The sequence below is a fragment of the Vibrio sp. J502 genome, assembly GCF_025397955.1.
In the GTDB taxonomy this organism is placed as follows: Bacteria; Pseudomonadota; Gammaproteobacteria; order Enterobacterales; family Vibrionaceae; genus Vibrio; species Vibrio anguillarum.
Window position 1 is genome coordinate 2967982 of record NZ_CP104554.1, and the last position, 23853, is coordinate 2991834.

Sequence of the window (23853 nt, forward strand, 5' to 3'; positions counted from 1 at the left end):
AGAATCTTAATTTGCGTAATATTCTATTTTTTCACCCATTAAGCTTATTATTGCTGCTTGTCATATCGGCCAGTTCGCTATCGACGGAGTTACCCAAAAGTCATCGCATTCACGAAGGTCAGCTTGAAAACGGCTTAAGGTACCAATTAGTCCATAACACGACACCTGCTCATGCTGTCATTATGCGTATGCGCATTGCGGGTGGTTCTTTAGTCGAGTCAGAGCAAGAACAAGGCTTGATGCATCTTTTAGAACACATGGCTTTTAAAGGTTCGGACTCTGTAGCCGAAGGGGAGATGATTCGCCAACTTGAACGCTTAGGATTAAGTTTTGGATCCGATACCAATGCGGTGACTCAATTCAATCAAACCGTGTATGAGTTCAATATTGCTCAAGGAGACTCACAAAAAGTAGCAACTGGTTTGTGGCTTATGAGAGAGATTGCGGATCGCCTTAAGCTTGAACCAAAGGCGTTGGAGCAAGAAAAACCGGTTGTTGTTGCGGAATGGAAAGAGAGAAATTCCGCTGATGTAGATAATTATCGTCAACAGCTGAGCTTCTTATATCCGAGGAGCCCTTTGTCAAAACGTTTGCCAATTGGTGATCTCGATGTAGTAAAACATGCTAGCTCAGAGCAGTTACGTTCACTCTATCAACGTTTTTATACGCCAGAACGTACCACGATCATTGTGGTGGGAGACCTTGATGTTGCTCAGGCCGAAGAGCAGATCAAACGACTTTTTTCTAACTGGGTACCTCACCGAGATGCGGTACCGCTACGGGCTGACCATTTGATGTTGCCTGCAGTAAGGACGCACTTGCAAGCCGATGTTTTCTTTGATGCTCGCTTGCCGACCCAAATTTCGCTTGGTGTGATTGCACCACAAGAGCGACAAGCTGATAGCGTTGAAAGTCGCCATGAAATGATCATTGAATCAATATTGTCGAACTTACTCTACCAACGGTTACTTCCCCATCTGATAGACCAAGAGGGGATAACGAATGCTTTTGTTAATATTGATCAAGACTTCGGCATCGCATCACGGATGGAATTGTCACTGGTAACCTTGCCCGAGCAGTGGCGGCATGGGCTGACATTACTTGAACAGACGGTGCGACAAGCGATTCGATACGGCTTTAATCAGAGCGAAATTGATCAAGCGATCAAGTTAATACATGCTGATTATCAGCAAAGAGCAGCAAGTAGCGATACCTTGCATAGTTTTTCGATTGCGCAAGGCCTAGTGACAAGTGATGCTCAGCAATTTGTCCCGATTGAACCGACGTTCGCGCTTGCTTTTTTTGAAGCTTATCAACCTCAAATCACCGCAGCTCGATTGCGCGACCTGCTTACAGAACGTTGGCAAGGTAAGCCGTGGATTTATCTTTCTGGGCCATACAAGGTTGAGGAAATCAATCAAACGCTACTCGATGTATATGAACAAAGCCAAAAACAGCCAGTAGAGCCTTATCAAATATCATCGGTCGAGGCATTTGCCTACCGTGAATTTGGTGAGGCGGGCACGCTCGTTCACGACAAGCGAGATCCCGAAACGGGGATTCGGATGTTGAAATTTGCCAATGGCGTTAAGCTCAACATCAAGCCAACTGAGTTAGAGAAAAACGTCATCTACCTCAATCTTTCATTAGGTTTTGGCGAATATCCGTTACCTAGAAAAGAGGGCATTCAGGCACTGTTTAATGATGGCTTTGTTGCTGGTGGGTTAGAGCAGCATTCGTTTCAGCAGTTAATTCATCTCTTTTCTGCTGCCAATGTGACGACGGGGTTCAATGTTGGAACGCTTGGTTTTGCGAGTCAGGATTTCACCAATCAAGCGTCGCTTGACCAACAGTTAGCACTGCAAACGGCATTTTTAACGAGCCCGGGCTGGCGAGAAGAGGGGATGAACCAATTTCGTCAACGAGTACTGGCAGCGAGTAACAGCCAGAACACGACGCCAGAAGAGGCATTTTGGACGGTATTACCTGAATTATTGCACCCTGACGACCCACGATTTCGTAGCCATGACGAGGAACTGTTAAAGCGTCATTTTTCAGAATTAGCCCCAGTGTTTGCCTCGGCGGTAGATAAAGGCCTTTTAGAAATTGCCATTGTGGGTGATCTTGACGAAGAGAAAACGATTCAATCGGTTGCTAAAACACTGGGCGCTTTGCCGCGTCATCCAGAAAAAGAGCTGCAAGTTGAGCGCGTTGAGTTTCCATCATTGCCTGCTTCACATATTGTTGAGCATCAAGGTTCAGCCAATGCCGCGGCACTGGCTTGGCTGTGGCCAACGACTGATAAGGTGAATGCCGAACACTACGCAAAACTGATGCTGCTTGAAGAGGTTCTCAGTATTTTGTTGACGGAAGAAGTGAGAGAAAAGGCTGGCGCGAGTTACTCACCTTACCCATTTAGCAGCAATGATTTCCTTCCCACAGGATTTGGTTATTTGGGGCTGTTCAGTGTGACAGACACAACGCAACTTAAATTAGTGGAAGAGAGTTTCGATGCGGTATTGTCTCGAGTGAAAGCTGATCATGGCATTGATGCTGATATGTTGCAACGAGCGAAACAACCGCTTCTACAATGGTTAGATAGCCTGCCAGAAAAGAATGTATTTTGGCTTGATGTCGCATCGTTAACTCAAACTTATCCGCATCGCTATAGTCGTTGGCAGGAGGTTCGTCACGCCATCAATCAGGTGAGTACGAATGATCTGCGTCATGTTGCTAATCAATATTTACAAGCAGACAAACGACTGAGTGTTAAGATATTACCCAGCACTACCTCTGCAATCTCAAAATAAAATGAGCCTCCTGTTGGGGGTAATGCCGATCAGTTAAGAAATTTTCGAGATCATTTGACCGATCTTTAAAAGGCTTCAAAATCCGATATTAGTTATCTGATATCGGATTTTTTTATGCGTTTTGAAAGCGAATTAGCCACAGCCTTTAAGTCCTGTAATACCTTCCATACTTTTGAAAAATACGCAGAGTTGCTATCGCCAGAGCTTATTCAGCAAGGGTTCGAACAAGCTGGAGTCGCCACGTTGAGAAAGTGCCGACTACCACTCGAAACGGTGCTATGGTCAATCATCGGAATGGCACTATATCGTCAGAAGTCTGTCTGGGATATCGCTACTCAGATGGATATCATGTTGCCAAATAGAAAACCGTTGGTCGCACCAAGTGCTTTGGTCCAAGCAAGGCAACGTTTGGGGGCGGATGCAGTAAAAGAGGTATTTAAAGCCGTCGCTCAACACGTATATGAAACGAATTCGTTTGAACAATGGGCGGGACTTAATTTATTCGCCGTTGATGGCGTAGTATGGCGAACCGCAGACACGTTAGAAAATCATCAAGTCTTTGAAACTCAAAGTAATCAACATCGCGAAAATACTTACCCTCAAATTAGAATGGTCTGTCATATGGAATTGACAAGCCCTGGCATTACTCTTTTCTGGGGCGTTGCTACAGGTTTGAAGGTGTTGAGAGAGTGGAAAATGCGTAAGCATGGCAAGGAAAAGCGCCGTTTTTGGCGAAAGCTACACCTTGCGATTGATTCAAGTACGCATGAACTGATTTCCGCTGTTGTCAGCCTAGAATCTGTCGGCGAAAATGAAGTTCTACCGACGTAGCTCAACCCGTTACGCCACCAAATTGTGAAAGTCTGTGCTGATGGAGCCTACGATACAAAGCCTTTTGAAGGTGCTGGGAAGTCTTTGTTTTCGGGAGTGTTCATGATTTTTCAGTGTTGGGAAGTCTTTATTTTCGGCAATGTTCATGATTTTTCAGTGGTGGTGCTAATAAATATACCGAAAATTATAAATTTAATAATAAGAGGGTATTAAATAATGTTTAATCAGAAAAACACGCTAGTCTCAGTAGCCGATAAAAACTACTATCGGGCTTTAGGCCTAACCATCCTTTTCTCTGGCCTACTTTTAAATCCAATATCTCAGGCTATTGCTGCTGAGTTTAGCGCTGATGCGGTTGCTGAGTCAGAGGGGCAATGGTGGAGCACTTACACCTTAGCGATTAAAAATACAGGAGCAGATTCAGCGGATATGCGCGATGCGGTCATCGAATTTGTATTACCCGTTGCGATTAACGATATAGGTTGGCAATCATCGGCGCTATCCCATCCTACGTGGAGTCTATCTCATACCGCTCAAGCAGGCGGTATTCTCCATTCAGTGGCGCTTAAATTCCCTGAAGGTGCTTGGGTTGACAGCGTTCTGAATGCCTCAGAATCACTCTCCTTGACGATCGCTTTTGGTGGTTCATTGGAAAACCTGAGTGCTTTTGAAGATTCTGTTATTGTGAAAATGGAAGGGGGCATCACACCACCGCCCGATTTTTCGCTAGATATTCTCTCTCCAGCGCCAAATTCAGTGGTATACACAGGCACAGGCGTCAGCATTATGGCTCGTATTGATGGTGAGAGCGCTGGTAAGCTTGAGTTTTGGGCTAACCAAGACAAAATTGCTCAACAACCATTGAAGCAAGGTGTCACCGAGTATCAGCAAGTGTGGCAACCGAAAGAAATAGGAGCCGCTTCCATTTCAGTTATCGCGTTCAATGAGGAAGGCGATAAGCTCTCTGAGCAAAGCGTGCCTGTTTCTGTCGAGTCAGAATCGACGGCGCCTAATCCTCCGGTCGTTGAGTTCATTTCCCCAGAAGCGGCATCGTCCCACCCACAAGGTACAAGTTTGACGATCTCTGCTGAAGTGACCGATGCTGATAATGATCTGGCTACCGTTAAATTTTTTGCTAATGACACCGAAGTTTGCAGTATCGATGCCAAAACAGAGCAAGTGTTCTCTTGTGACTGGACCCCTCAAACGGCCGGAAGCGCTGCATTACGTGTTGAAGCGCAAGATGATGAACGGCATGTAACACAAAAAAATCTGACGATTACGGTTACTGATGTGAGTGGTAGTTGCGGTGACGTTGCTCAGTACCAAGATGGCGTGAGCTATCAAGTGGGAGATGAGGTAACCAATATTGGCCATATCTACTCATGTGAAATCGCAGGTTGGTGTGGTAACCCAGTATGGACACCAGGTACTGGGCATCCAAATTATCCAGATGCATGGAAAGATGCATGGAATGACGTTGGTGAGTGCGATCCTAACCCTGTTCCTGAAGTGCATGTTCAATCGCCAGAAAATGGACAAAAAATAGCACCCAATCAGCCATTTGAGGTGGTCGTTGAGGCGAGCGACGATACCCAAGTGGCGCGTGTCGATGTTCAATTGAATGGCGAAGTCGTTGCAACATCCATCTCTTCTTCGGGCGACCTCTACACCATCACTGTGCCTGCTCAAGTTGAAGGACAATACACACTCACGGTTGCCGCGTATGACGATCAAGGCGCAAGTGCTCAAACTGCACCGATTTCGATTGCCATTACTGATAAAGATCTGCTGGTGTCACTCTCTTCCCCTGTAGACGGTTCAAGCTTCTTTGAAGGCCGAGCGATCTCAATCAAAGCGGATGCTAAGAGCTATGAAGGCGAGGTGGCGTCCGTGACGTTTATTGCCAACGGCAAGGTGCTGAATCAAGACACCGAAGCACCTTATGAATATGAGTGGATTGGAGCGCAAGCAGGCAACTACGCTATTTACGCAAAGGCGCTCAACAGTGCCAATCAAGAGCAAATGTCAGCCCCATCCAATATTACAGTGAAAGAGAGTACCGGTGGTGGTGGCCTTGCCGATAACCCAGACCGTGCCATTAGTTATCTCACTTCTTGGGGATTAAACGATTATGAAAAACTGTTTAATTCTGAAGGTGACGGTTATTTATTATCGTTCGGTAAATGGGATGCTAGCGGCAACATTACGATTTCTGATGACATGGTAACCCCACCAAGTTACAACCCAGATTGGATGCCATCTCAGTACTTAGCGTGGTCAACCTTAAAACACGATAATAGCAATGTCACCATGATGGTCGCGTTTGGTGGTCAAACTTATGAAAGTATTTGGTCTGCGATTGGTAGCGATGTAAATCGGGAGGCGGTGGCCAATGGCCTCGTTGAATTGGTCAACAAACCCTTCCCTGTCTATAAGAAGAACCTAAAACCAGAAGAGGTGGTGGGTGACTGCCTTGCGACGGGGGGTGATGGCCAATGTGATTACAGCAAGTACCAATTAGCGGGTTATGTGCAAATCGATGGTCTTGACTTCGACTTCGAGAAAGCAGCGCGCATTACCGATAAAGAGAACCAAGACCTAACCGCATTGATTAAACTGATACGCCAAAAAGTGGGAGACAATAAAGTGTTGTCGCTGACCACATACCATGTCGGTGCTGATCCTGTGGCATGCATGGATTCAAGTGTGTTTGAAAATTGTTCTTACGTTGAGCCATCAGGTCGCTCGTCTCACCATGGTGAAGTGATCGATCTGTTACAAGCAACCAAGAACGATTTCGATTTCTTCAACGTCATGACCTATGACGCCGGCCAAAACTTCCTCTACGATGTCGCGATGGCCAATTACGCTCAATACATTGGAGACAAGTCGAAAATTGTTTTGGGCAATACGATCAATAGCCAGTGGGGGCCAAACGGCAATTTTGTGGAAAGCCGTGAAAACAACCTCAACCGTGCCAAGTGGCAAAAAGAGAATGGTTACGGTGGTTTCTTTATCTGGGCGCTGGGTTCAAATAATCAAAGTCTGAGCATGGAACAGCAAGTCGAGTACTTCAACGAAATGATCAGTGTCAGTAAGTAGCCTGCATGGTTACTTTGTGAGTTAACTAGATAACGGAAGGCTATGGTGCCTTCCGTGTTTTTATCCATCGTCATCAACTTAATCTGAATCGCCGAAGCTGAAAAACTATTCGATGTTTTGAATTTGCTCTCTCATTTGTTCAATCAGAACCTTAAGTTCGACGCCGGAGGCCGTGATGTCGGTGCTGATTGATTTCGAGGCTAATGTGTTCGATTCGCGGTTAAATTCTTGCATCATGAAATCGAGCTTACGGCCACATGAACCGCCTTTTTTGAGCACATTACGTGCTTCTTTGACGTGCGAATCGAGGCGGTCTAACTCTTCGGCAACGTCTGATTTTTGTGCAAGTAAAATCAGCTCTTGCTCAACGCGTGTCGCATCAAGCTCAATCTTTGCTTCTTCAAACTTAGTCAATAGGCGTTCACGTTGCCATTGCAGGATTTCTGGCATGCGTGCGCGCACTTTGACCACTTCTTCACTGATCGCCGTCAGGCGTTGCTCGATTAACGCCTTCATGTTGTCACCTTCACGGCCACGTGCGTCAATGAATTCAATGATTGCGTCATCAAAGCCTGCTAATAAGGCTTTATTAATACTGTCCATGTCTTGTTCTGGTGTTTCCATTACGCCGGGCCACTGCATGATTTGAAATGGATTAATGCGGCTTAACTCGCCCGTCATGTGCATGACTTGGTTGGCGGCTTTAATCACTTGATTGGCGAGTGCTTCATTGATATTCAGCTCACTTTTGGCCGCAGGGTTTGCTTCATAACGTAAGTGACATTCTACTTTGCCGCGCGCTAAACGTTGGCGAAAGCGTTCACGCAGTACAGGCTCAAGACCACGAAATTGTTCCGGCAGGCGGAAGTAGGTTTCAAGATAACGTTGGTTTACCGAGCGAATTTCCCATACCGCGGTACCCCAATCACCTTTAACTTCTTTACGCGCGTACGCGGTCATGCTGTAAATCATTGATTTGTCCTTTGCTCACGAAGATGAAATATCAAACGAGAGATATGTTAGCACTAGCTTCACGCGTATACTAGGTTCACGCCAATGCAAAGGGTGACCAACCTAGCGTCAAGGCGGCTAATCCGCTATAATCTCGCCCCAATCGATTCCGTCTCACCCGATAAAAGGTAGATGCACTATGCGTCCAAATGACCGCGCGGCCGATCAAATTCGCCCAATTAAAATCACTCGCAACTACACTGCTTATGCTGAAGGGTCAGTATTGGTGGAATTTGGTAATACCAAAGTATTGTGTAATGCCACTGTCGAAGAGGGTGTTCCTCGCTGGTTGAAAGGTCAGGGTAAAGGTTGGGTTACTGCCGAATACGGCATGCTGCCACGTGCAACCCATTCACGGACTCGTCGTGAAGCGACCAACGGTAAGCAAGGTGGCCGCACCATGGAGATCCAACGTCTCATCGCTCGCAGCTTACGTGCTGTGGTGGATTTAGAGGCCATGCCAGAGGTGATGATCACGGTTGACTGTGACGTTATTCAAGCGGACGGTGGTACTCGTACTGCATCAATTACGGGCGCAAGTGTGGCACTAGCGGATGCGTTTGCTCATTTGGTTGCTAGCGGTAAATTGAAGAAGAATCCAATGAAAGGCCATGTTGCTGCTGTCTCAGTTGGCATCTTGGGTGAAAACATTTTATGTGATTTGGAATACGTGGAAGATTCTGCCGCTGATACCGATATGAATGTGGTGATGACTGAAAACGGTAAGATGATTGAAATTCAAGGCACCGCAGAGGGTGAACCGTTTAGCCATGAAGAGCTGATGGATTTACTGGCCGTTGCCAAGAAAGGCATCGCTGATATTGTTGAAGCGCAGAAAGCATCGTTATTAGATTGATCAAGTAGCTCCCAGTTGGGGGCTATTTTTTTGCCCGTTTTATTCATTGTATTGTTGTACGTGATGACCCCACCCTAACCCTCCCCTATAAGGGGAGGGAATGAAGGAAGTGTTCCTAATATCGCCCTTGAGGGGAGGTGAGCACCATCTTAGTACCTCCCCCCTTTTCGAGGGAGGCTAGGAGGGGGTTGTTCTTGTTGAGAAAGAGAAATAAACCAAAGTGTATGAGTTAAGAGAGAGAAAATCATGAAAGCATACCAGCGTGAATTTATTGAATTTGCACTAGAAAAAGAAGTCTTGAAGTTTGGCGAGTTTACTTTGAAGTCTGGCCGAAAAAGCCCTTATTTCTTTAACGCTGGCTTGTTTAATACTGGCCGTGATTTAGCGCGCTTAGGGCGTTTTTATGCCGCTGCTTTGGTCGATTCTGGGATTGAGTTTGATGTGCTATTTGGACCGGCGTACAAAGGGATCCCAATTGCGACTACAACGGCAGTAGCGTTGGCTGATCATCATGATGTTGATACGCCGTATTGCTTTAACCGTAAAGAAGCGAAAGACCACGGTGAGGGCGGTAACTTGGTCGGTAGCGCATTAGAAGGGCGCATTATGCTGGTGGATGATGTCATTACAGCTGGTACTGCCATTCGTGAGTCGATGGAAATCATTCAAGCTAACGGTGCGGATCTTGCTGGTGTTTTGGTAGCAATTGACCGCCAAGAAAAAGGCAAAGGAGAGCTTTCTGCAATTCAAGAAGTCGAGCGTGATTTTGGTTGCGCGATCATCTCAATTGTTAGCCTGACCGATCTGGTTACTTACCTTGAAGAGAAAGGGGCAGATGCTAAGCACCTTGAGGCGGTAAAAGCGTATCGTGCTCAGTACGGAATTTAAGCATCAACTTATTTGCGAATCGTAGAGCCACTTATTGAAAAGTAAAAGCCCCGAGTTTGTCGCTCGGGGCTTGTTTGTTATTAGTTTAGTTATTCTAGCGATTAACTTTGATCGCCATGGTGCGAGTTATCGTAAATTTCCGAGCCATCACGCTGCGTTTTCAACAGTGATAAATTCCACATGTACTGTTCTGGGCGTGGTGTGACTAAATCTTCAATCGCCTTATTCATAGCACGTGCATCTTGCTCTTCATCGCCAGTTGGAAAGTTTTCTAATGCAGGCAAAATATGCACTTCGTACTTACAGGTTTTATCGTTATAAGCAGGCAAAATTGGCACGACTTTCGCCTTTGATAGGCGCGCCATTTTACCAAAACCTTTTAACGTGGCTTTTTCAGTGCCAAAGAATGGAACAAAGACCGAGTTGGCCGGGCCAAAGTCTTCATCGGGCAGCCAGTAGCCTAAGTATCCATCTTTAATTGAACGTACAAACGGTTTTACTCCAGCATCACGTGCAAAAATACGCCCGCCATATTGCATGCGTTGGACGTGCATTAACCAATCACCGATAGGATTGCGCTGTGGCTTCATGATGGTGGTTACTTTATAGCCTTTTGCCGCAAGCATTACCGCAGGGTAATCGACCGCCCAAGCGTGAGGAGCGAGGATGATCACGTTCTCGCCAGCATCTAACAATGGCAATAAGTTCTCTTCACCAATCATGATGCCGCGTTGCTGATTGTGTTTTGTGGAACGAACCAAAAACTCCGAATAACCGAGCATGTATTGTGCTGCTTTGACAAAGGTTTCTTCCAAAATAGCCTGGCGTTCTTGCGGGGATTTTTCAGGAAAGCATTTTTCCAGATTCACTCGCGTGCGGCGTACAACACGACCGTTTTTGCGTACCGCAAAGGTGGATAATTTGCGTGCTAGCCTATCTCGCCATGCGGGTGGCATAAAGGCGAACAGAGCGGCAAAGAAGATCCCAATCCAAGTTCCCCAATGTTTTGGGTGTAAAAAAGACCATTGGAATGTGGGGTTGTGCAAGTGTTTGTCTGTGCTGTTTTCGTTGTTGCTCATTGAAAGCAAAACCTTTTTCTAGTTATAAATAGCGAGAGTTAGTTAACGTTTCATCTGGCAAAGATTTAAAACGCTTATGCAGCCACATCCACTGTTCTGGTGCGCGTAGAATCACTTCTTCAACGTATTTATTCATGTAAGCGGCGGCAGCGGTCATGTCATCTTTTGGATAGTCGCCATCAATGGTTTTATCGGCGATGATTTCATATTTTCCGTTGGCGTTTCGAAACCCTGAACCAGGGACAATCGCACATTGGCTAGTATAAGCCAGAATACTGGTGCCTGTGGTGGTACACGCTTCTTTGACCGAAAAGAAGGGAACAAACACCGATTTGTTATGGCCGTAATCTTGATCGGGTAGATAAAATAGGCGCTCGCCCTTTTTGAGTACGCGGATCATCTGTTTAATGTCGGTGCGGTAGATTAGTTTATTGCCATTGCGTGTGCGACCACGGTATTGGATAAATTCATACGCAGGGTTGCTGTGTGGGCGGTAAACGCCATAGCCTTCAAGGCCTATTACACCAAAAGCGCGTGCTGTAATTTCTAAATTTAACGCATGTACGCAACACAGCAGTGCGCCACGTTTTTCTTGTTTGAGTTGCAAAAGGGCACTGACATCTTTCACATCAAGCAGGCGAGCAAAACGCCAAGTCGGCCAAAACCAAGTAATTCCGGTTTCTATCAGCGCCATGCCAGTGTTTTTAAAGTTTTCGTTAACAATATGCTCAATCTCACCTGCACTTTTCTCTGGAAAAGATAGCTGTAGATTACGCGTGGCAATGTGTACTCGCTTGTTAGCAAAGCGCATTCCAAACGCGCCCATGCTGCGTCCTATTTTTAGTAACGCAGAATAAGTAAGCAGGTTGACCATTAAAGCGAGTAGTCCAAAGCTAAGCCACACGCCCCAATATTTAGGGTGCAGTAGCGAGAGGGAAAACTCAGGTTTACCGTATTTTTCTTTGCTCATTACTCTTGATTCTTTCACTGATGATTCTTTATCACGACGTTGGCGGCGGTTTTTACTCAATCTGAGCGCTTAATAACGCCCAATACGCTTCAAAATTTGCCGTCGGTTGGTATTTAAAGTCAGATCGCACAAAGCGATTTAAGCTGCCTTCCACTTGACCAAGCAATTGAGCGGCTAAAATGCTTTCGTCGACGGGGAAGGATTTACCTTCACGCAGTTTACGTTCGCGAAGGATCTGGCGTAGTGACGTTTCTATGCGTTCGAACAGTTGGTTGATCCGTTCACGCAGTCGCTCATTTTCAAACATTAGAGCATGGCCGGATAAAATTCGTGTCAAGCCCGGGTTACGTTCCGAAAAAGCCAAGATAAGTTGTAGCACTAAGCGGATGCGGTTGAGTGTATCTTTCTCTTCATCCAAAATGCGATTAATCCGCGACATTAAAGACTCTTCAATAAACTCAATCAAGCCTTCAAACATCCGTGCTTTACTCGGAAAATGACGGTACAAAGCCGCTTCAGAAACGCCCACTTGCTTAGCAAGCTTTGCTGTGGTGATGCGTGATGCACCATCGTTAGATTCCAGCATTTCAGCGAGTGCTTGTAGAATCTCTTCACGACGATTGATTTTCTTATTGACGGCCATGACCCGATTTCCTTTTAGTTACCACATGCTTGTGAGCAAATATTTATACCCTTCAGATGGTTTGGGTATTGTCCGTTAAGCGCAGTAGTTTAACGGACAGTTTTCGGACTGCGTAGCGTAAAAATGAAAATGATTGAACTGGGTGGTGATTTTACCACCCAATAAACGCTATGAACCCTAAAAGAAGCTTAGAACGTCTGTTTGTCGCCTACAGTTGACTCGCGATCAGTTGCATCAGTGCGTGAGCTAATGCAGATTTTGAACTCAAAGGTAATGCTTGCTCTCCGCCTTGCCAATAGACGGTTAATGCATTGTCGTTGCTGTTAAAGCCTTGGCCCGCAACAGAAACATCATTGGCGCAGATCATATCCAGTTTTTTGTTGAGCAGTTTAGCACGGGCATATTTTTCAACTTGCTGCGTTTCAGCTGCAAAGCCTACCGTGAACGGGCGGTTTTCTTTCAATGCGGCTACACTAGCGACGATGTCGGGATTTTTGACCATGGTGATGAGCATGTGATCGCTCGCATCGGTTTTTTTGATCTTTTGATCGGCGACGATCTCAGGGCGATAGTCGGCTACGGCGGCGCAACTGATGAATACATCATGTGATTGCGCTTGCGCCATCACTTGCTGATGCATATCGCAGGCACTTTCCACATCAATACGTTGTACTTGTGGCGGTGTGAGCAAATTGACCGGGCCACTGATCAGAGTCACTTTCGCGCCCAATTGAGCGGCGGCCTGCGCAATCGCATAGCCCATTTTGCCTGAACTGTGGTTACTGATATAGCGAACTGGATCGAGCGCTTCACGGGTTGGGCCTGCGCTAATCAACAGTGATTTTCCCGCGAGCAGTGTGTTGTTCGCTACCTCTGTTTGGAAAAAAAACTCGCAGCGCTCAACCAATTGCATTGGCTCAAGCATGCGGCCCGGGCCAACATCGCCACACGCCTGTTCACCAGCTGCAGGGCCCCAAATCATCATTCCTCGGCGTTTAAGCGTGGCAATATTCTCTTGTGTGGCGATATTGCGATACATCTGCTGATTCATTGCCGGCGAGACGGCCACTGGCGCATTGGTGGCTAAAATCAAAGTGGTGAGTAAATCATTACCCATCCCTGCGGCGACGCGGGCAATGAGATCCGCTGTCGCGGGAGCTAGCAGGACTAAGTCTGCCCATTTGGCAAGTTCAATATGGCCCATAGACGCTTCGGCGGCTGGGTCTAATAAGCTATCTGAAACTGGCCTGCCAGAGACGGCTTGCATGGTCAGTGGCGTTATAAACTCTTTTGCAGCGTGAGTCATCACCACTTGTACTTGTGCGCCACGTTCAATCAAACGACGCGTTAACTCAGCACATTTATACGCAGCAATACCGCCGCTAATGCCGAGCAGAATCTTTTTTCCTGCCAGTGTTTGCATTATCTTTTCCTCAAAAATTCTGCGCATTATGTTAGCACAACTCTCGCATCGAGTGACCTTATGATCCGCTCAATCCTTTCATATTGGACGAGTGTTTCTGCGTCTTTCATCACTTATCAATTACAAAAAACCATGAATCAAGCCTAAATAAAGAGAAGCAAAGTTGCAGGCTTGGCTATTTCTCTATGTTGTCTGAGTACCTTTAGCCCTAGGAGTGCTTAATGAGCCTCAAATCACTGCCCACAGAATCAATGCCACGCGAAAAATTGCTTGCTCGCGGTCCTCAGGCATTATCGGATGCTGAACTGCTGGCGATTTTCCTTCGTACTGGTACTCAAGGAATGAATGTACTCGCTCTCTCGGATCTGCTGCTGCGCGAGTTTGGATCACTTCGAGCGCTTTTTTCGGCCAACCAGCAAGAGTTTTGCCGCCATAAAGGGTTGGGCGAAGCCAAATACGTTCAATTGCAGGCGGTGCTTGAAATGACGCAGCGCTATTTGGCCGAAACGCTCAAACGAGGTGGCGCTTTGACTAGCCCAGAGCAAACCAAGCTTTATTTATCGAGTGTGCTACGCGATCGCCATCGAGAAGCCTTCTATATTCTGTTTTTGGATAATCAACACCGAGTGATCAGCGATGAAGTGCTGTTTGAGGGGACGATTGACGCGGCCAGCGTTTACCCTCGAGAGGTAGTTAAAAGAGCACTCCACCATAATGCAGCGGCATTAATATTGGCCCATAATCATCCGTCAGGCGTTGCTGAGCCTAGCCAAGCCGATCGCAGAATCACACGTCGATTAACCGATGCGCTTGCGTTAGTGGACATCCGTATTTTGGACCATTTTGTGGTGGGCGACGGCGAGGTAATTTCTTTTGCAGAAAGAGGGTGGATTTGAATCACATTTTAGGTTGTGACTTAAGATTATTCTGGTATGATTCGCGCACTAAATTATCAACCTAAATCAGCTCTGCTTAAAAAAAGATCGCCAAATCCGTAAAAAGGATCTGTTCGGGTCTTGAGCAATGCATGTCAAGTTAGTATAATACGCGACCTTTGATAGCCTTGTATGGATTTTCCATAACGGTTTTTAACCTCAAACTTCTTAATACATCGAGAACGAGGTTCGGCCACCAAGGTTGATATCGAGCTGAAACGATTTGGAGAAGACATTCATGTCCCGAGTATGCCAAGTAACTGGTAAGCGTCCAATAACGGGTAACAACCGTTCACACGCACGAAATGCTACTAAGCGTCGTTTTCTGCCGAACCTACAAACTCATCGTTTCTGGGTAGAGAGCGAAAAACGTTTTGTTAAACTACGTCTAACTGCTAAAGGCATGCGTATCATCGATAAGAAAGGCATTGATGCTGTTCTTGTTGATATCCGTGCACGTGGCGAAAACGTTTAAGAGGAATTGAGCAATGGCTAAAGGCATTCGTGAGAAAATTCGACTAATATCTTCTGCAGGTACTGGTCACTTCTACACAACTGACAAGAACAAACGCAACATGCCAGGCAAATTTGAGATCAAGAAATTTGATCCAGTAGTTCGCCAGCACGTTCTTTACAAAGAAGGCAAAATCAAGTAATTGATTTTACGCTTTGTAAGCATTGAAAGACCCAGCTTTGGCTGGGTTTTTTATTATCTGGAATTTGTACCCTGCAATGTCAGCTCTCACTATAATGTGCTAAGTTACTCAAAGATAAACTCTTAGGGATCACTTATGCGTATCAATCGCCGCCGTTGGAATAATATTCTTATCTTGGCTGTTATTGCTTTTATTGCCATTTTGAATTTACCCACAGTCATCAAAACTTATCTTATTGAACCGCCTGCTAGCCCTTATCCTTATGTGATTAATCCAAATGCACAGCTGCAAGCACTGCATTTTACTGACTGGTCACTTGAACTGAATCAAAACCGTTGGCGATCAAGCAAAGCAATTTCAGTTGCTCCTGAAATATTGGCACAACGCTGGCAGAGTTTAGTTGGTACAGAAGTAGATGATGCCACTTACGAGTCGCTTGCGTCTCTACTACGCAACCCACAAACCGTGGAGGTGTGGTATCAGGATCGCGAAGAGCCGCAAAGGATCACCTACTACCAAACCCCCCAGTTTTGGTTATTGAAAAATTGGCAAGAGAAATGGGTGGCACTTTCGGTAGAAGAAGCTTTTCTTTTTCCGAACTGAGTCATTATTTCTCTTTGAGCGTTGAACAAACCAATAACGACGAACGAAGAATCGAGATTTATCATGCCTGAGTTACCCGAAGTTGAAGTAAGTAAAATGGGGATTAGCGCGCATCTAGTTGGGCAAACGATCCAACAACTGACATTTCGCACGCCCAAATTACGTTGGGCCATCCCTCAAGAGCTGAAACAGTTAGAAGGGCAAGTGATCCGCAATATTGCCCGCCGGGCCAAATATTTATTGATAGAGACCGATATTGGCAGCGCGATTGTTCATTTGGGAATGTCAGGTTCATTGCGAGTATTGGAGTGTGATTTTCCGGCAGGCAAGCATGATCACGTTGATCTGCGATTAACCAATGGCAAGGTGCTGCGCTACCACGATCCTCGTCGATTTGGCGCTTGGTTATGGTGCGAACAAGGAGAAAGCCACTCTGCGTTGAGTAATATCGGTCCAGAGCCATTAACCGATGATTTTGATGCAGATTACATTGCGCAAAAAGCGAACAATAAACGTATCGCCGTTAAGCAATTTATTATGGAAAATAAAGTGGTGGTTGGCGTAGGCAATATCTACGCGAGTGAATCACTGTTTAATGCGCGAATTCTCCCCACTCGGCCCGCTCATTCGCTGACACTGACTGAATGGAATTGCCTCGTGCGAGAAATTAAATCAGTCTTAGCAACGGCGATTCAACAAGGTGGCACAACCTTAAAAGATTTTGCACAAGCGGATGGCAAACCGGGCTATTTTGCTCAAGAGCTTAATGTGTATGGCAAAGCGCAGCAGCCTTGCCCAGCGTGTGGGCAAGCGATTGAAGCGCTGAAAATTGGTCAGCGTAACACCTTTTTCTGCTCTGCTTGCCAAAAATAAGGTACGTCCTAAAGGCTATATTTTCTTGCCATGCAAGGCGTTAGCGACAATGTCAGGAACAAATTGATCAACTTCTCCACCATGAATCGCCACTTCTCGCACAATGGTGGAGGAGATAAACGCATGCTCCTCTGATGGCGTAAGAAACACACTTTCCAGCCCCGGCATCAAACGGCGGTACATGTTGGTCAAACCAAATTCATACTCGAAGTCAACCGTAGTACGCAAACCGCGGATCAGCACATTGGCTTTTTCATCACGCGCAAAATCGACCATTAACCCAGCAAATCCTTTGGCAGTGACATTCTCTAAATGTTGAGTGACGGCGCTGGCAAAGGCGACCCGCTCTTGCAGAGTAAACATGGTGTTTTTGCTTGGGCTGGCGGCGACGGCGATGATCACTTCATCAAACATATTGGCGGCGCGTTCGATCAGATCCAAATGACCATTGGTGATGGGATCAAAAGTGCCGGGATAAATCACACGCGAAATTCTTTTTTGGCTCACAGTGGAAGGCTCATATTGGTTAACTGGCACTGATATTAACAAAAAGACTCAAAATTACCTATTGAACTCGGTATGATGTAGCCCGCACTAAACTGTGACACTTAGCGAGTGAGAGAAGAGACGATGAATAAGTTGTTGGTGATCCGTAACGATAAAATTGGTGATTTCATGCTGGCTTGGCCAAGTTTTGCGATGCTAAAAGCCTCGTTGCCAGATTGCCATATTACCGCGCTAGTCCCCAGCTATACCGTCGCGCTGGCCGAGCTTTGCCCGTGGATTGATGCGGTGATGGTCGACCCAACGGAAAACGCGTCCTCTGCGCAGAAAAAGCAATGTATTCAAGCGATTAAACAGCAACACTTTGATGCCTCGATCAACCTCTTCTCGACCACTTACAATGCACTATTAGTTTGGAAATCTCGTATTCCTTATCGTTTAGCGCCGGCGACTAAATTCGCTCAAATTTTTTACAACAAACGAATTAAGCAAAAACGCTCTCAATCAGCCAAACCAGAATATGAGTATAACTTAGATTTGGTACGCGCTTTTTTGCATGATATTGGCAAAGAGGTTGTCGAGCCGAGCGCACCTTATCTACAATTTGATCAAGCGAAGCTTGTTGAACAAAAAAGCAAACTGGCTACGCAACTTCATCTCGATACCAGTAAAGCGTGGGTGTTTGTTCATGCCGGAAGCGGCGGCTCAGCGAATAATTTGTCGCTAGAGCAATACACGCAGTTAGTGATGGGGATTGATAGCAAGCAAGAAATTATCCTCACCGCTGGGCCGGGAGAAGAGGTGAAAGCCGCGCAGTTAAAAGCTTTGATTGAAGAAAAGGGCGGGCGAGCGGCACTGTATGATAAAAATGAAGGGCTTGTTGATTTCTCACGCTCGATTGCTTGCGCTGATATTTTTATCGCAGGTTCAACTGGGCCTTTGCATATTGCCGCTGCGATTGATGTGCCCACAGTTGGCTTTTTCCCCGCCAAACGTTCAGCCACGCCACTGCGTTGGCGACCATTGAATTCACAAGGTCGCCATATCGCTTTTTGTCCACCACAAGCAAAAGACAAAGAAACTCAGGCCGATATGAGTCGCATTGATATTAATGCGGTGTTAGCTGAACTTAACCCTTGGGCGGCTCAGTACTGGTTCTAACCCATAAATCGGCGTATTTAACAAAGGTTGAGTGCGCCGATAATAAAGAAAGCAAGAAGCCTTGCTTACCATCTAAAAAGCCTGCTTTTAAAACGTACATTTTCAAAAAGCAGCCAAACGCATGAAAAATACCTTGGCTAATGCTGCTTTTCTTACCACGTTTTTCTCGTTGCTCTGCCCATGCCTTGGCATAACCTGCGGATTTAACTAAATAATGATGAATATCGTTATAGGTGTAGTGAATCGCATCACCTGCAAGATTCTCGACTTTCATGCCATCTGCGACTTCGACTTTTTCATGCACCAAAGCCTCGTTATATTGCGTTAATTGAGTTGGGTAGAGGCGCAACACGCGATCAGGATACCAACCACAGTGGCGAATATAGCGGCCAAAAACCCAACTCAAACGGGCAAATTGATACAGTGTATTGGGTTTATTAGCCGCGACCGCTTGCTGAATGCTCTCTTTTAACTCTTTGGTCACGCGTTCATCGGCATCTAGCCACAACACATAATCAGACTCGACATACGACTGCGCTAAGCGGCGCTGTGGGCCAAACCCAGGCCACTGCGAATTGACAAAAAACTTGTCAGTATAACGGCGTGCAATCTCTTCGGTATTATCACTGCTACCTGAATCTAAGACGACGATTTCATCTACCCATTGGTGAACGGTTTCCAAGCAAGCTTGCAGATGTTGCGCTTCATTTTTAACGATCAGCGCAACGGCTAAAGTAGGTTTGTTCACATTCATTCCTCGGATATTGGGTTTAGCTGAAAATCAGCCGTTATCTTATCAAACATTTGGATAACATGGCTTGCTTGAATGCGCTGCATCGCTTGTTCATCTTTGACGCGAGTACGCCAACTGACTTGCTCTTTCGTTTTTCCTGTTTCGGCAAACAGTGCTTCGTCATAAGCCGACACCACATAATCACGATACTGATAAGGCCCTGTGCGCTGCGGATTATGGTGAGCGTATAAACCGATAACTGGGGTATTCATTGCATTGGCCATGTGCGCTGGGCCTGTATCTGGCGCTATCACTAAATCGGCTAAGTCGAGCAGTGCCAACATCTCTTTAAGTTGGCTTTTACCAACGACATTGAGTACCGGCTGAGTCAGTTTACTCGCTATTTCGGCTGCTAGATCAACTTCAATTTGCGCAGGGCTACCGGCTAAAATAATATGCCAACCAAGTTGTTGAGCATGAGTTATCACTGCTACATAACCTTCAGCGGTCCAATTTTTATAAGCCTTACTCGCGGCAGGAACCACGACTAAATTACGCTTTGAATGTGCAAGTTGCTGCTTGGCCCATTGATGATCGGAATCTGAATAAGTGAGTGACCACTTAGGTTCTAGAACTTTGACTCCAAGGCATTCTGCAAACGCGAGTAAGCCATCTAATACATGAGGCGCTTGAGGCGATATCACTTTTACATTGGTAAATAGGTGCTGGAAATCTTGGCTGCGGGCGGCATCAAAACCGAGTTTATATTTAGCTTTAATACCCAGAGTGGCAATACTGGCACGAAAGGCATACTGCATATGCAAAAGCGCATCGAAGGATTGCCCTTTAAGTTCTGCCCACAGTTTTTGATACGCTTTCCACCCCTGTTTTTTGTCGAATATAACCACGTTTACATTCGGTAAATCAGTGAGTAACTGCGCTTCCAGTTTTCCTGTGATCCACGTGATATGAGTTTCAGGCCATTGGTGTTGAATTGCTTGCACGGCGGCCACTGCATTGCACACATCGCCAATCGCCGACAGACGCAACACACAAATTGAGCGTGGGGCAGAAGAAAAAAGAGCCATAAGTGACATCGATAGAGAGAAAGTTAGTAAGAATTATGCAGATAGCGCCGATAAATGTAAAATGCCAAACAAGCACAATGAAGCACATTCAATCTCGTCATTAAAAAGTGAAACGATGAAAACGCTGAAAAAAGAGAATCAAACAATTTGGTATGACGAGCATTTGCTAGTTGAAGATCCGCTCCGCTGTTTTAACCCCGAGTTTTGGCAGCAGGCTGGTAGCGTCACAGGTAGTGCAACTGGGCGCGGCACGACATGGTTTGTAAAAGCTGAAAAAGTAGAAGCGGCACTACGCCACTATAAGCGTGGTGGATTGTTCGGTAAGTTGGTCAGTGATCACTACTTTTTCTCAGGTTGGAAGAAAACTCGCAGCTTCCAAGAATTCGAATTGCTCAATACTCTGAGAGAGTCTGGGGTAAATGTCCCACGCCCGATTGCAGCGCGAGCAGTAAAGCGCACTTTTTGTTATCAGGCCGATTTACTCAGCGAAAAAATCCCGAATGCCCGCGATCTGGTGTCTATTTTACAAGAACGTCCATTACCGACTGAAATGTATGAGAAAATCGGCCTAGAAATTCGCAAAATGCATGATGCGCAAGTCAATCACACCGATCTCAATATCCATAACATCTTGATTGATGGCCAAGAAAAGGTATGGATTATTGATTTTGATAAGTGCTGCCAGCAACAAGGTGAGAGCTGGAAGAAAGGAAATTTAGATAGATTGAAGCGATCGTTTGAAAAGGAATTAATCAAACGGAAAATCCATTGGACCAAAGAGCATTGGGAATTAATGCTGGCGAGTCAATAAGTAGAATTAAATGAGTAATCTGAAATATAGAGCAGATATTGACGGTTTGAGAGCGATAGCCGTTTTGATGGTGGTTTTATTCCACATGAATGCTGATTGGATCCCTGGAGGATTTATTGGTGTTGATATTTTCTTTGTTATCTCTGGCTATATCATAACGTCAGCGATTTATCCTCAGATTGTAAATAAAGAATTTTCGTTTAATCAGTTTTATGTAAAACGAATCAAAAGAATCCTACCGCTATTTTATCTGGTAGCGATGACAAGTCTTGTTTTTGCATATTGGCTTTATACTCCGAATGATTTTATGGGCTTTGCCGATAGCTTACGGTATGCAAGCACATTCATTGCTAATGTTTACTTTGAAAAACACTCCGGTTATTTTGCTCCAACCTCAGAAACGTTGCCATTACTCCATACTTGGTCATTATCTATCGAAGAACAATTTTACTTTGTCTGGCCGATGGTCTTAATCCTCGCTGCTCGTTACCTCAATTCGCGCTTTTTCTGGGGAGTAATGTCTGCGACTTTAGTTGGATTCATTGGTTATTCTGAATATATGGCTAGATTAGGAGACAGCTCTGGTTATTATTTAATTCAAAGTAGAGCTTTTGAACTCTTGATGGGAGCGCTGTTAGCAATAATGGTTTACCCAAAAAGCCAAAACAGCAGGGAATTACCCAGAGGCTTTTATCATTTTACTGGGATTGTCGGGATGGTTAGCCTAGTTTGGCTCTCTTTCTCTTTGAATGAAAGTGATGTGTTTCCCGGTATTCATGCGCTATTTGTGACTATCGCTTCCGCTTTAGTCATTGTCTCTGGGACGTCAAAAACCAGCACTATTTCGTACGTATTGAGTTTGCGCCCCATGGTGCTCATCGGTCGTTTGTCTTACTCATTGTATCTATGGCATTGGCCGGTATTGGCTTTTTATCGTTACTATTTCATTAGCTTTACGATTGTCGATGCCATCATTTGTGGAGTGATCACGGTTATTCTCTCTTTTGCCTCTTGGCTGTGGGTAGAAAACCCTTTGCGGCATGCGCAGATTGGCAAGCGATGGGTTTACTTGTTTTATTTGATTTTGCCGATTGGATGTTCGGTCGTGATTGCTAAACAGATTGTTGCGCAAGATGGTTATCCAACACGATTCAGTGATTCAGTCCAAGCGATATTTAGCCAATCCGCTTATACGTTTGATGATAATAAGAATCATCGTATGCAGATTGTGGATTCGTACCCTTTTGAATCACCAGTGATAGGAGACATCGAGCAACCGATTACAGCTTATATCTGGGGGGATTCACATGCAGGCCATTTTAGAAGTTTTGTTGATGTTTTAGGCAAGCAAGAGGGGTTTGCTGCACTGTTTGGAGGTTTAGGTGGCTGCCCTCCTGTTATTGGAAGCGATTTGATTAAACATGGAAAGCCAGAGCAAAAGTGTTCTGAACGTAATAATGAAATAGCCCTTAAGTTAGCTGAGTTGAAGCCGGATGTGGTTTTTTTAGCTGGACGTTGGACTATGTATGTAGAAACAACACGTTCTGTTGGCGAGAAAGGTAGTCGTGTCTACTTAGGCGATGAAACGGATTATAGCGAATCGATTGATAATAGCCGTAGAGCTTTCAAAGAAGGTTTAGAACGGACAATTAAGCATTTGGTTGAAGCTGGTATCAAGCCTATTTTGTTTGAACAAGTGCCAGATTATGACTTCAATCCTAGCAATTGTTTAGTTAAGAAAGCTACCTATGGATGGATGAAAGATGCATCCTGTGATTTACCTTTAAGTGCAATGATTGAACGTCAGGAGATGACAAATACAATTATTGATGAGATTGCAAAAAAATATCCACAAGTTGAAATTATCCCAATCTTATCAATTATTTGTGATGAGGTTAGTTGTAAAAGTCAGCTAAATAGTACTCCTTTGTATATGGATAATAATCATCTTAATTATGAAGGTGCGAGAGTATTAGCAGAACACTGGTTAGGGATAAATCAATGAAATTTCAGTAAGGGGCTAGCTGACCCATCTGAACTGAGTGATACCTCAAGTAGCTTAATTCTGTATTCTTAGTGATTGATATATTAAAAAACGCAATTGGCTGACGATTGCGTTTTTTGTTTTATGACCAAAACGGAGGGGGAATACATTAGTCCAGTGGCATATGTCTTGTAGGATAAAGCACAGGTCAGCTAGCTTAGATGAATTTTTTCTGGTGTATATGGCTTAAGTTTGAGGAGTTGTTGGCCAAAATAGTCACACAGCTGTGCACCTGAGAAATTCAAATCCATACCTACAAAATCTTTATAGTGATAATTCCACCATTTTAGTTCTAGGAGCTGACAGATCTCACTTTCTGAGAAGCGATATTTTATCACTTTGGCCGGAATGCCGCCGACAACTGCGTATGGAGGGACATCTTTGGTTACGACTGCATTGGCTGCGATCACTGCACCATCAGCAATCTTTATCCCTGCCTTTAAAGATACATTCTGTCCAATCCATACATCATTACCTATGACCAATCTTTCTGCTGTTTTGAGCGGTTTTAGTGCGAATGGCTGGCGCTCACCACCCAGAAAATCATACTCATAAGTTAATGGCGATGTTGTAAAGGTGTGGAGAGGATGCTCAGTACCGATTATTTTTAAACCGCCAGAGATCGAGCAGTATCGACCAACGATTGAATCTACTGGCAGTGCAGAATGGGAGTATGAAAATGCCCCCATTTGCCACAAATGATTTCTTGAGATACTAAAGTGTGTGTGGCTCAATCGCGAGTGGCTCAGCGATCTTATAGGCTTTCTTAAACCACTTTTTGAGCGTGATATGGGACTTTTTTAACTGAATAAGCTCATTAACAGTTAAA

At 45.2% G+C, this 23853-nt stretch carries 21 protein-coding genes and 2 pseudogenes; 14 read left to right on the plus strand and 9 right to left on the minus strand.

Annotation, left to right across the window (positions count from 1 at the left end; genetic code table 11):
* Nucleotides 1–11: 11 nt before the first annotated feature.
* The 4 genes and pseudogenes from N5E84_RS13845 to N5E84_RS13860 all read left to right on the plus strand — a co-directional run bounded on the left by N5E84_RS13845 (nucleotide 12) and on the right by N5E84_RS13860 (nucleotide 6746).
* The gene (locus N5E84_RS13845) at nucleotides 12–2810 is read left to right on the plus strand and encodes a M16 family metallopeptidase (protein WP_019282790.1); all 2799 of its coding nucleotides are present in this window, start codon (nucleotides 12–14) and stop codon (nucleotides 2808–2810) included.
* Between the two features lie 114 nt (nucleotides 2811–2924).
* A pseudogene (locus N5E84_RS13850) lies at nucleotides 2925–3239 on the plus strand (transposase domain-containing protein); the annotation flags it as partial.
* Nucleotides 3219–3701: pseudogene (locus N5E84_RS13855) on the plus strand (transposase); the annotation flags it as partial. The pseudogenes N5E84_RS13850 and N5E84_RS13855, both read left to right, overlap by 21 nt.
* A 156-nt stretch (nucleotides 3702–3857) precedes the next feature.
* Nucleotides 3858–6746 (plus strand): Ig-like domain-containing protein, encoded by a 2889-nt coding sequence (locus N5E84_RS13860; RefSeq protein WP_069212058.1) that lies wholly within the window; start codon nucleotides 3858–3860, stop codon nucleotides 6744–6746.
* 105 nt (nucleotides 6747–6851) lie between these two features.
* Here the strand turns inward: N5E84_RS13860 and N5E84_RS13865 are convergent, their stop codons facing one another.
* Nucleotides 6852–7718 carry a YicC/YloC family endoribonuclease gene (locus N5E84_RS13865; RefSeq protein ID WP_013855720.1) on the minus strand — a complete coding sequence of 289 codons (867 nt, stop codon included), beginning with the start codon at nucleotides 7716–7718 and terminating at the stop codon, nucleotides 6852–6854.
* Nucleotides 7719–7896: 178 nt separating this feature from the next.
* Here N5E84_RS13865 and rph point away from each other — a divergent pair, with 178 nt between their 5' ends.
* Nucleotides 7897–8613, plus strand: coding sequence for a ribonuclease PH (gene rph, locus N5E84_RS13870; protein WP_017042236.1), 717 nt, complete (start codon nucleotides 7897–7899; stop codon nucleotides 8611–8613).
* Between the two features lie 246 nt (nucleotides 8614–8859).
* The gene (pyrE, locus tag N5E84_RS13875) at nucleotides 8860–9501 is read left to right on the plus strand and encodes an orotate phosphoribosyltransferase (protein WP_013855722.1); all 642 of its coding nucleotides are present in this window, start codon (nucleotides 8860–8862) and stop codon (nucleotides 9499–9501) included.
* A gap of 101 nt (nucleotides 9502–9602) precedes the next feature.
* Here pyrE and lpxM read toward each other — a convergent pair whose 3' ends face one another.
* The 4 genes from lpxM to coaBC all read right to left on the minus strand — a co-directional run bounded on the left by lpxM (nucleotide 9603) and on the right by coaBC (nucleotide 13616).
* Nucleotides 9603–10580: a lauroyl-Kdo(2)-lipid IV(A) myristoyltransferase gene (gene lpxM, locus N5E84_RS13880; protein ID WP_029388344.1), complete on the minus strand. Its 978-nt coding sequence runs from the start codon at nucleotides 10578–10580 to the stop codon at nucleotides 9603–9605.
* 22 nt (nucleotides 10581–10602) lie between these two features.
* Nucleotides 10603–11550, minus strand: coding sequence for an LpxL/LpxP family Kdo(2)-lipid IV(A) lauroyl/palmitoleoyl acyltransferase (gene lpxL / locus N5E84_RS13885; RefSeq protein WP_029388343.1), 948 nt, complete (start codon nucleotides 11548–11550; stop codon nucleotides 10603–10605).
* 52 nt (nucleotides 11551–11602) lie between these two features.
* The gene (gene slmA / locus N5E84_RS13890) at nucleotides 11603–12193 is read right to left on the minus strand and encodes a nucleoid occlusion factor SlmA (protein ID WP_010318996.1); all 591 of its coding nucleotides are present in this window, start codon (nucleotides 12191–12193) and stop codon (nucleotides 11603–11605) included.
* Nucleotides 12194–12401: 208 nt separating this feature from the next.
* On the minus strand, nucleotides 12402–13616 hold the full coding sequence (gene coaBC / locus N5E84_RS13895) for a bifunctional phosphopantothenoylcysteine decarboxylase/phosphopantothenate--cysteine ligase CoaBC (protein WP_064626049.1): 1215 nt from the start codon (nucleotides 13614–13616) through the stop codon (nucleotides 12402–12404).
* A 221-nt stretch (nucleotides 13617–13837) separates the two neighbouring features.
* On the opposite strand from coaBC, the gene radC reads away from it, so the two are divergent.
* The 5 genes from radC to mutM all read left to right on the plus strand — a co-directional run bounded on the left by radC (nucleotide 13838) and on the right by mutM (nucleotide 16683).
* Nucleotides 13838–14512: a RadC family protein gene (gene radC, locus N5E84_RS13900; RefSeq protein WP_010318993.1), complete on the plus strand. Its 675-nt coding sequence runs from the start codon at nucleotides 13838–13840 to the stop codon at nucleotides 14510–14512.
* Nucleotides 14513–14789: 277 nt separating this feature from the next.
* Complete coding sequence (gene rpmB, locus N5E84_RS13905; protein WP_004397476.1) at nucleotides 14790–15026, plus strand: 50S ribosomal protein L28; 237 nt, start codon at nucleotides 14790–14792, stop codon at nucleotides 15024–15026.
* Between the two features lie 13 nt (nucleotides 15027–15039).
* Nucleotides 15040–15207, plus strand: coding sequence for a 50S ribosomal protein L33 (gene rpmG, locus N5E84_RS13910; protein WP_010318992.1), 168 nt, complete (start codon nucleotides 15040–15042; stop codon nucleotides 15205–15207).
* Nucleotides 15208–15342: 135 nt separating this feature from the next.
* Entirely contained in the window at nucleotides 15343–15810 is a 468-nt protein-coding gene (locus tag N5E84_RS13915) for a hypothetical protein (protein WP_013855728.1), read from the plus strand.
* 63 nt (nucleotides 15811–15873) lie between these two features.
* Nucleotides 15874–16683 carry a bifunctional DNA-formamidopyrimidine glycosylase/DNA-(apurinic or apyrimidinic site) lyase gene (mutM, locus tag N5E84_RS13920; protein WP_019282786.1) on the plus strand — a complete coding sequence of 270 codons (810 nt, stop codon included), beginning with the start codon at nucleotides 15874–15876 and terminating at the stop codon, nucleotides 16681–16683.
* 15 nt (nucleotides 16684–16698) lie between these two features.
* Here mutM and coaD read toward each other — a convergent pair whose 3' ends face one another.
* Nucleotides 16699–17190, minus strand: a complete 492-nt coding sequence (coaD, locus tag N5E84_RS13925) for a pantetheine-phosphate adenylyltransferase (RefSeq protein ID WP_026028196.1) — start codon at nucleotides 17188–17190, stop codon at nucleotides 16699–16701.
* 123 nt (nucleotides 17191–17313) lie between these two features.
* Here coaD and N5E84_RS13930 point away from each other — a divergent pair, with 123 nt between their 5' ends.
* The gene (locus N5E84_RS13930; RefSeq protein ID WP_019282785.1) at nucleotides 17314–18348 is read left to right on the plus strand and encodes a glycosyltransferase family 9 protein; all 1035 of its coding nucleotides are present in this window, start codon (nucleotides 17314–17316) and stop codon (nucleotides 18346–18348) included.
* Here N5E84_RS13930 and N5E84_RS13935 read toward each other — a convergent pair.
* Both N5E84_RS13935 and N5E84_RS13940 read right to left on the minus strand, forming a co-directional pair.
* Nucleotides 18317–19102 carry a glycosyltransferase family 2 protein gene (locus N5E84_RS13935; RefSeq protein WP_019282784.1) on the minus strand — a complete coding sequence of 262 codons (786 nt, stop codon included), beginning with the start codon at nucleotides 19100–19102 and terminating at the stop codon, nucleotides 18317–18319. The genes N5E84_RS13930 and N5E84_RS13935 overlap by 32 nt on opposite strands.
* Nucleotides 19099–20169 (minus strand): glycosyltransferase family 9 protein, encoded by a 1071-nt coding sequence (locus tag N5E84_RS13940; protein ID WP_019282783.1) that lies wholly within the window; start codon nucleotides 20167–20169, stop codon nucleotides 19099–19101. Before N5E84_RS13940 ends, N5E84_RS13935 begins: the two co-directional genes overlap by 4 nt.
* 115 nt (nucleotides 20170–20284) lie before the next feature.
* On the opposite strand from N5E84_RS13940, the gene N5E84_RS13945 reads away from it, so the two are divergent.
* Both N5E84_RS13945 and N5E84_RS13950 read left to right on the plus strand, forming a co-directional pair.
* Complete coding sequence (locus tag N5E84_RS13945) at nucleotides 20285–20980, plus strand: 3-deoxy-D-manno-octulosonic acid kinase (protein WP_029388341.1); 696 nt, start codon at nucleotides 20285–20287, stop codon at nucleotides 20978–20980.
* 10 nt (nucleotides 20981–20990) lie between these two features.
* On the plus strand, nucleotides 20991–22985 hold the full coding sequence (locus N5E84_RS13950) for an acyltransferase family protein (RefSeq protein ID WP_019282781.1): 1995 nt from the start codon (nucleotides 20991–20993) through the stop codon (nucleotides 22983–22985).
* Nucleotides 22986–23176: 191 nt separating this feature from the next.
* On the opposite strand, the gene N5E84_RS13955 is transcribed toward N5E84_RS13950, so the two are convergent.
* Nucleotides 23177–23713, minus strand: a complete 537-nt coding sequence (locus N5E84_RS13955) for a CatB-related O-acetyltransferase (protein WP_019282780.1) — start codon at nucleotides 23711–23713, stop codon at nucleotides 23177–23179.
* Nucleotides 23714–23853 lie beyond the last annotated feature (140 nt).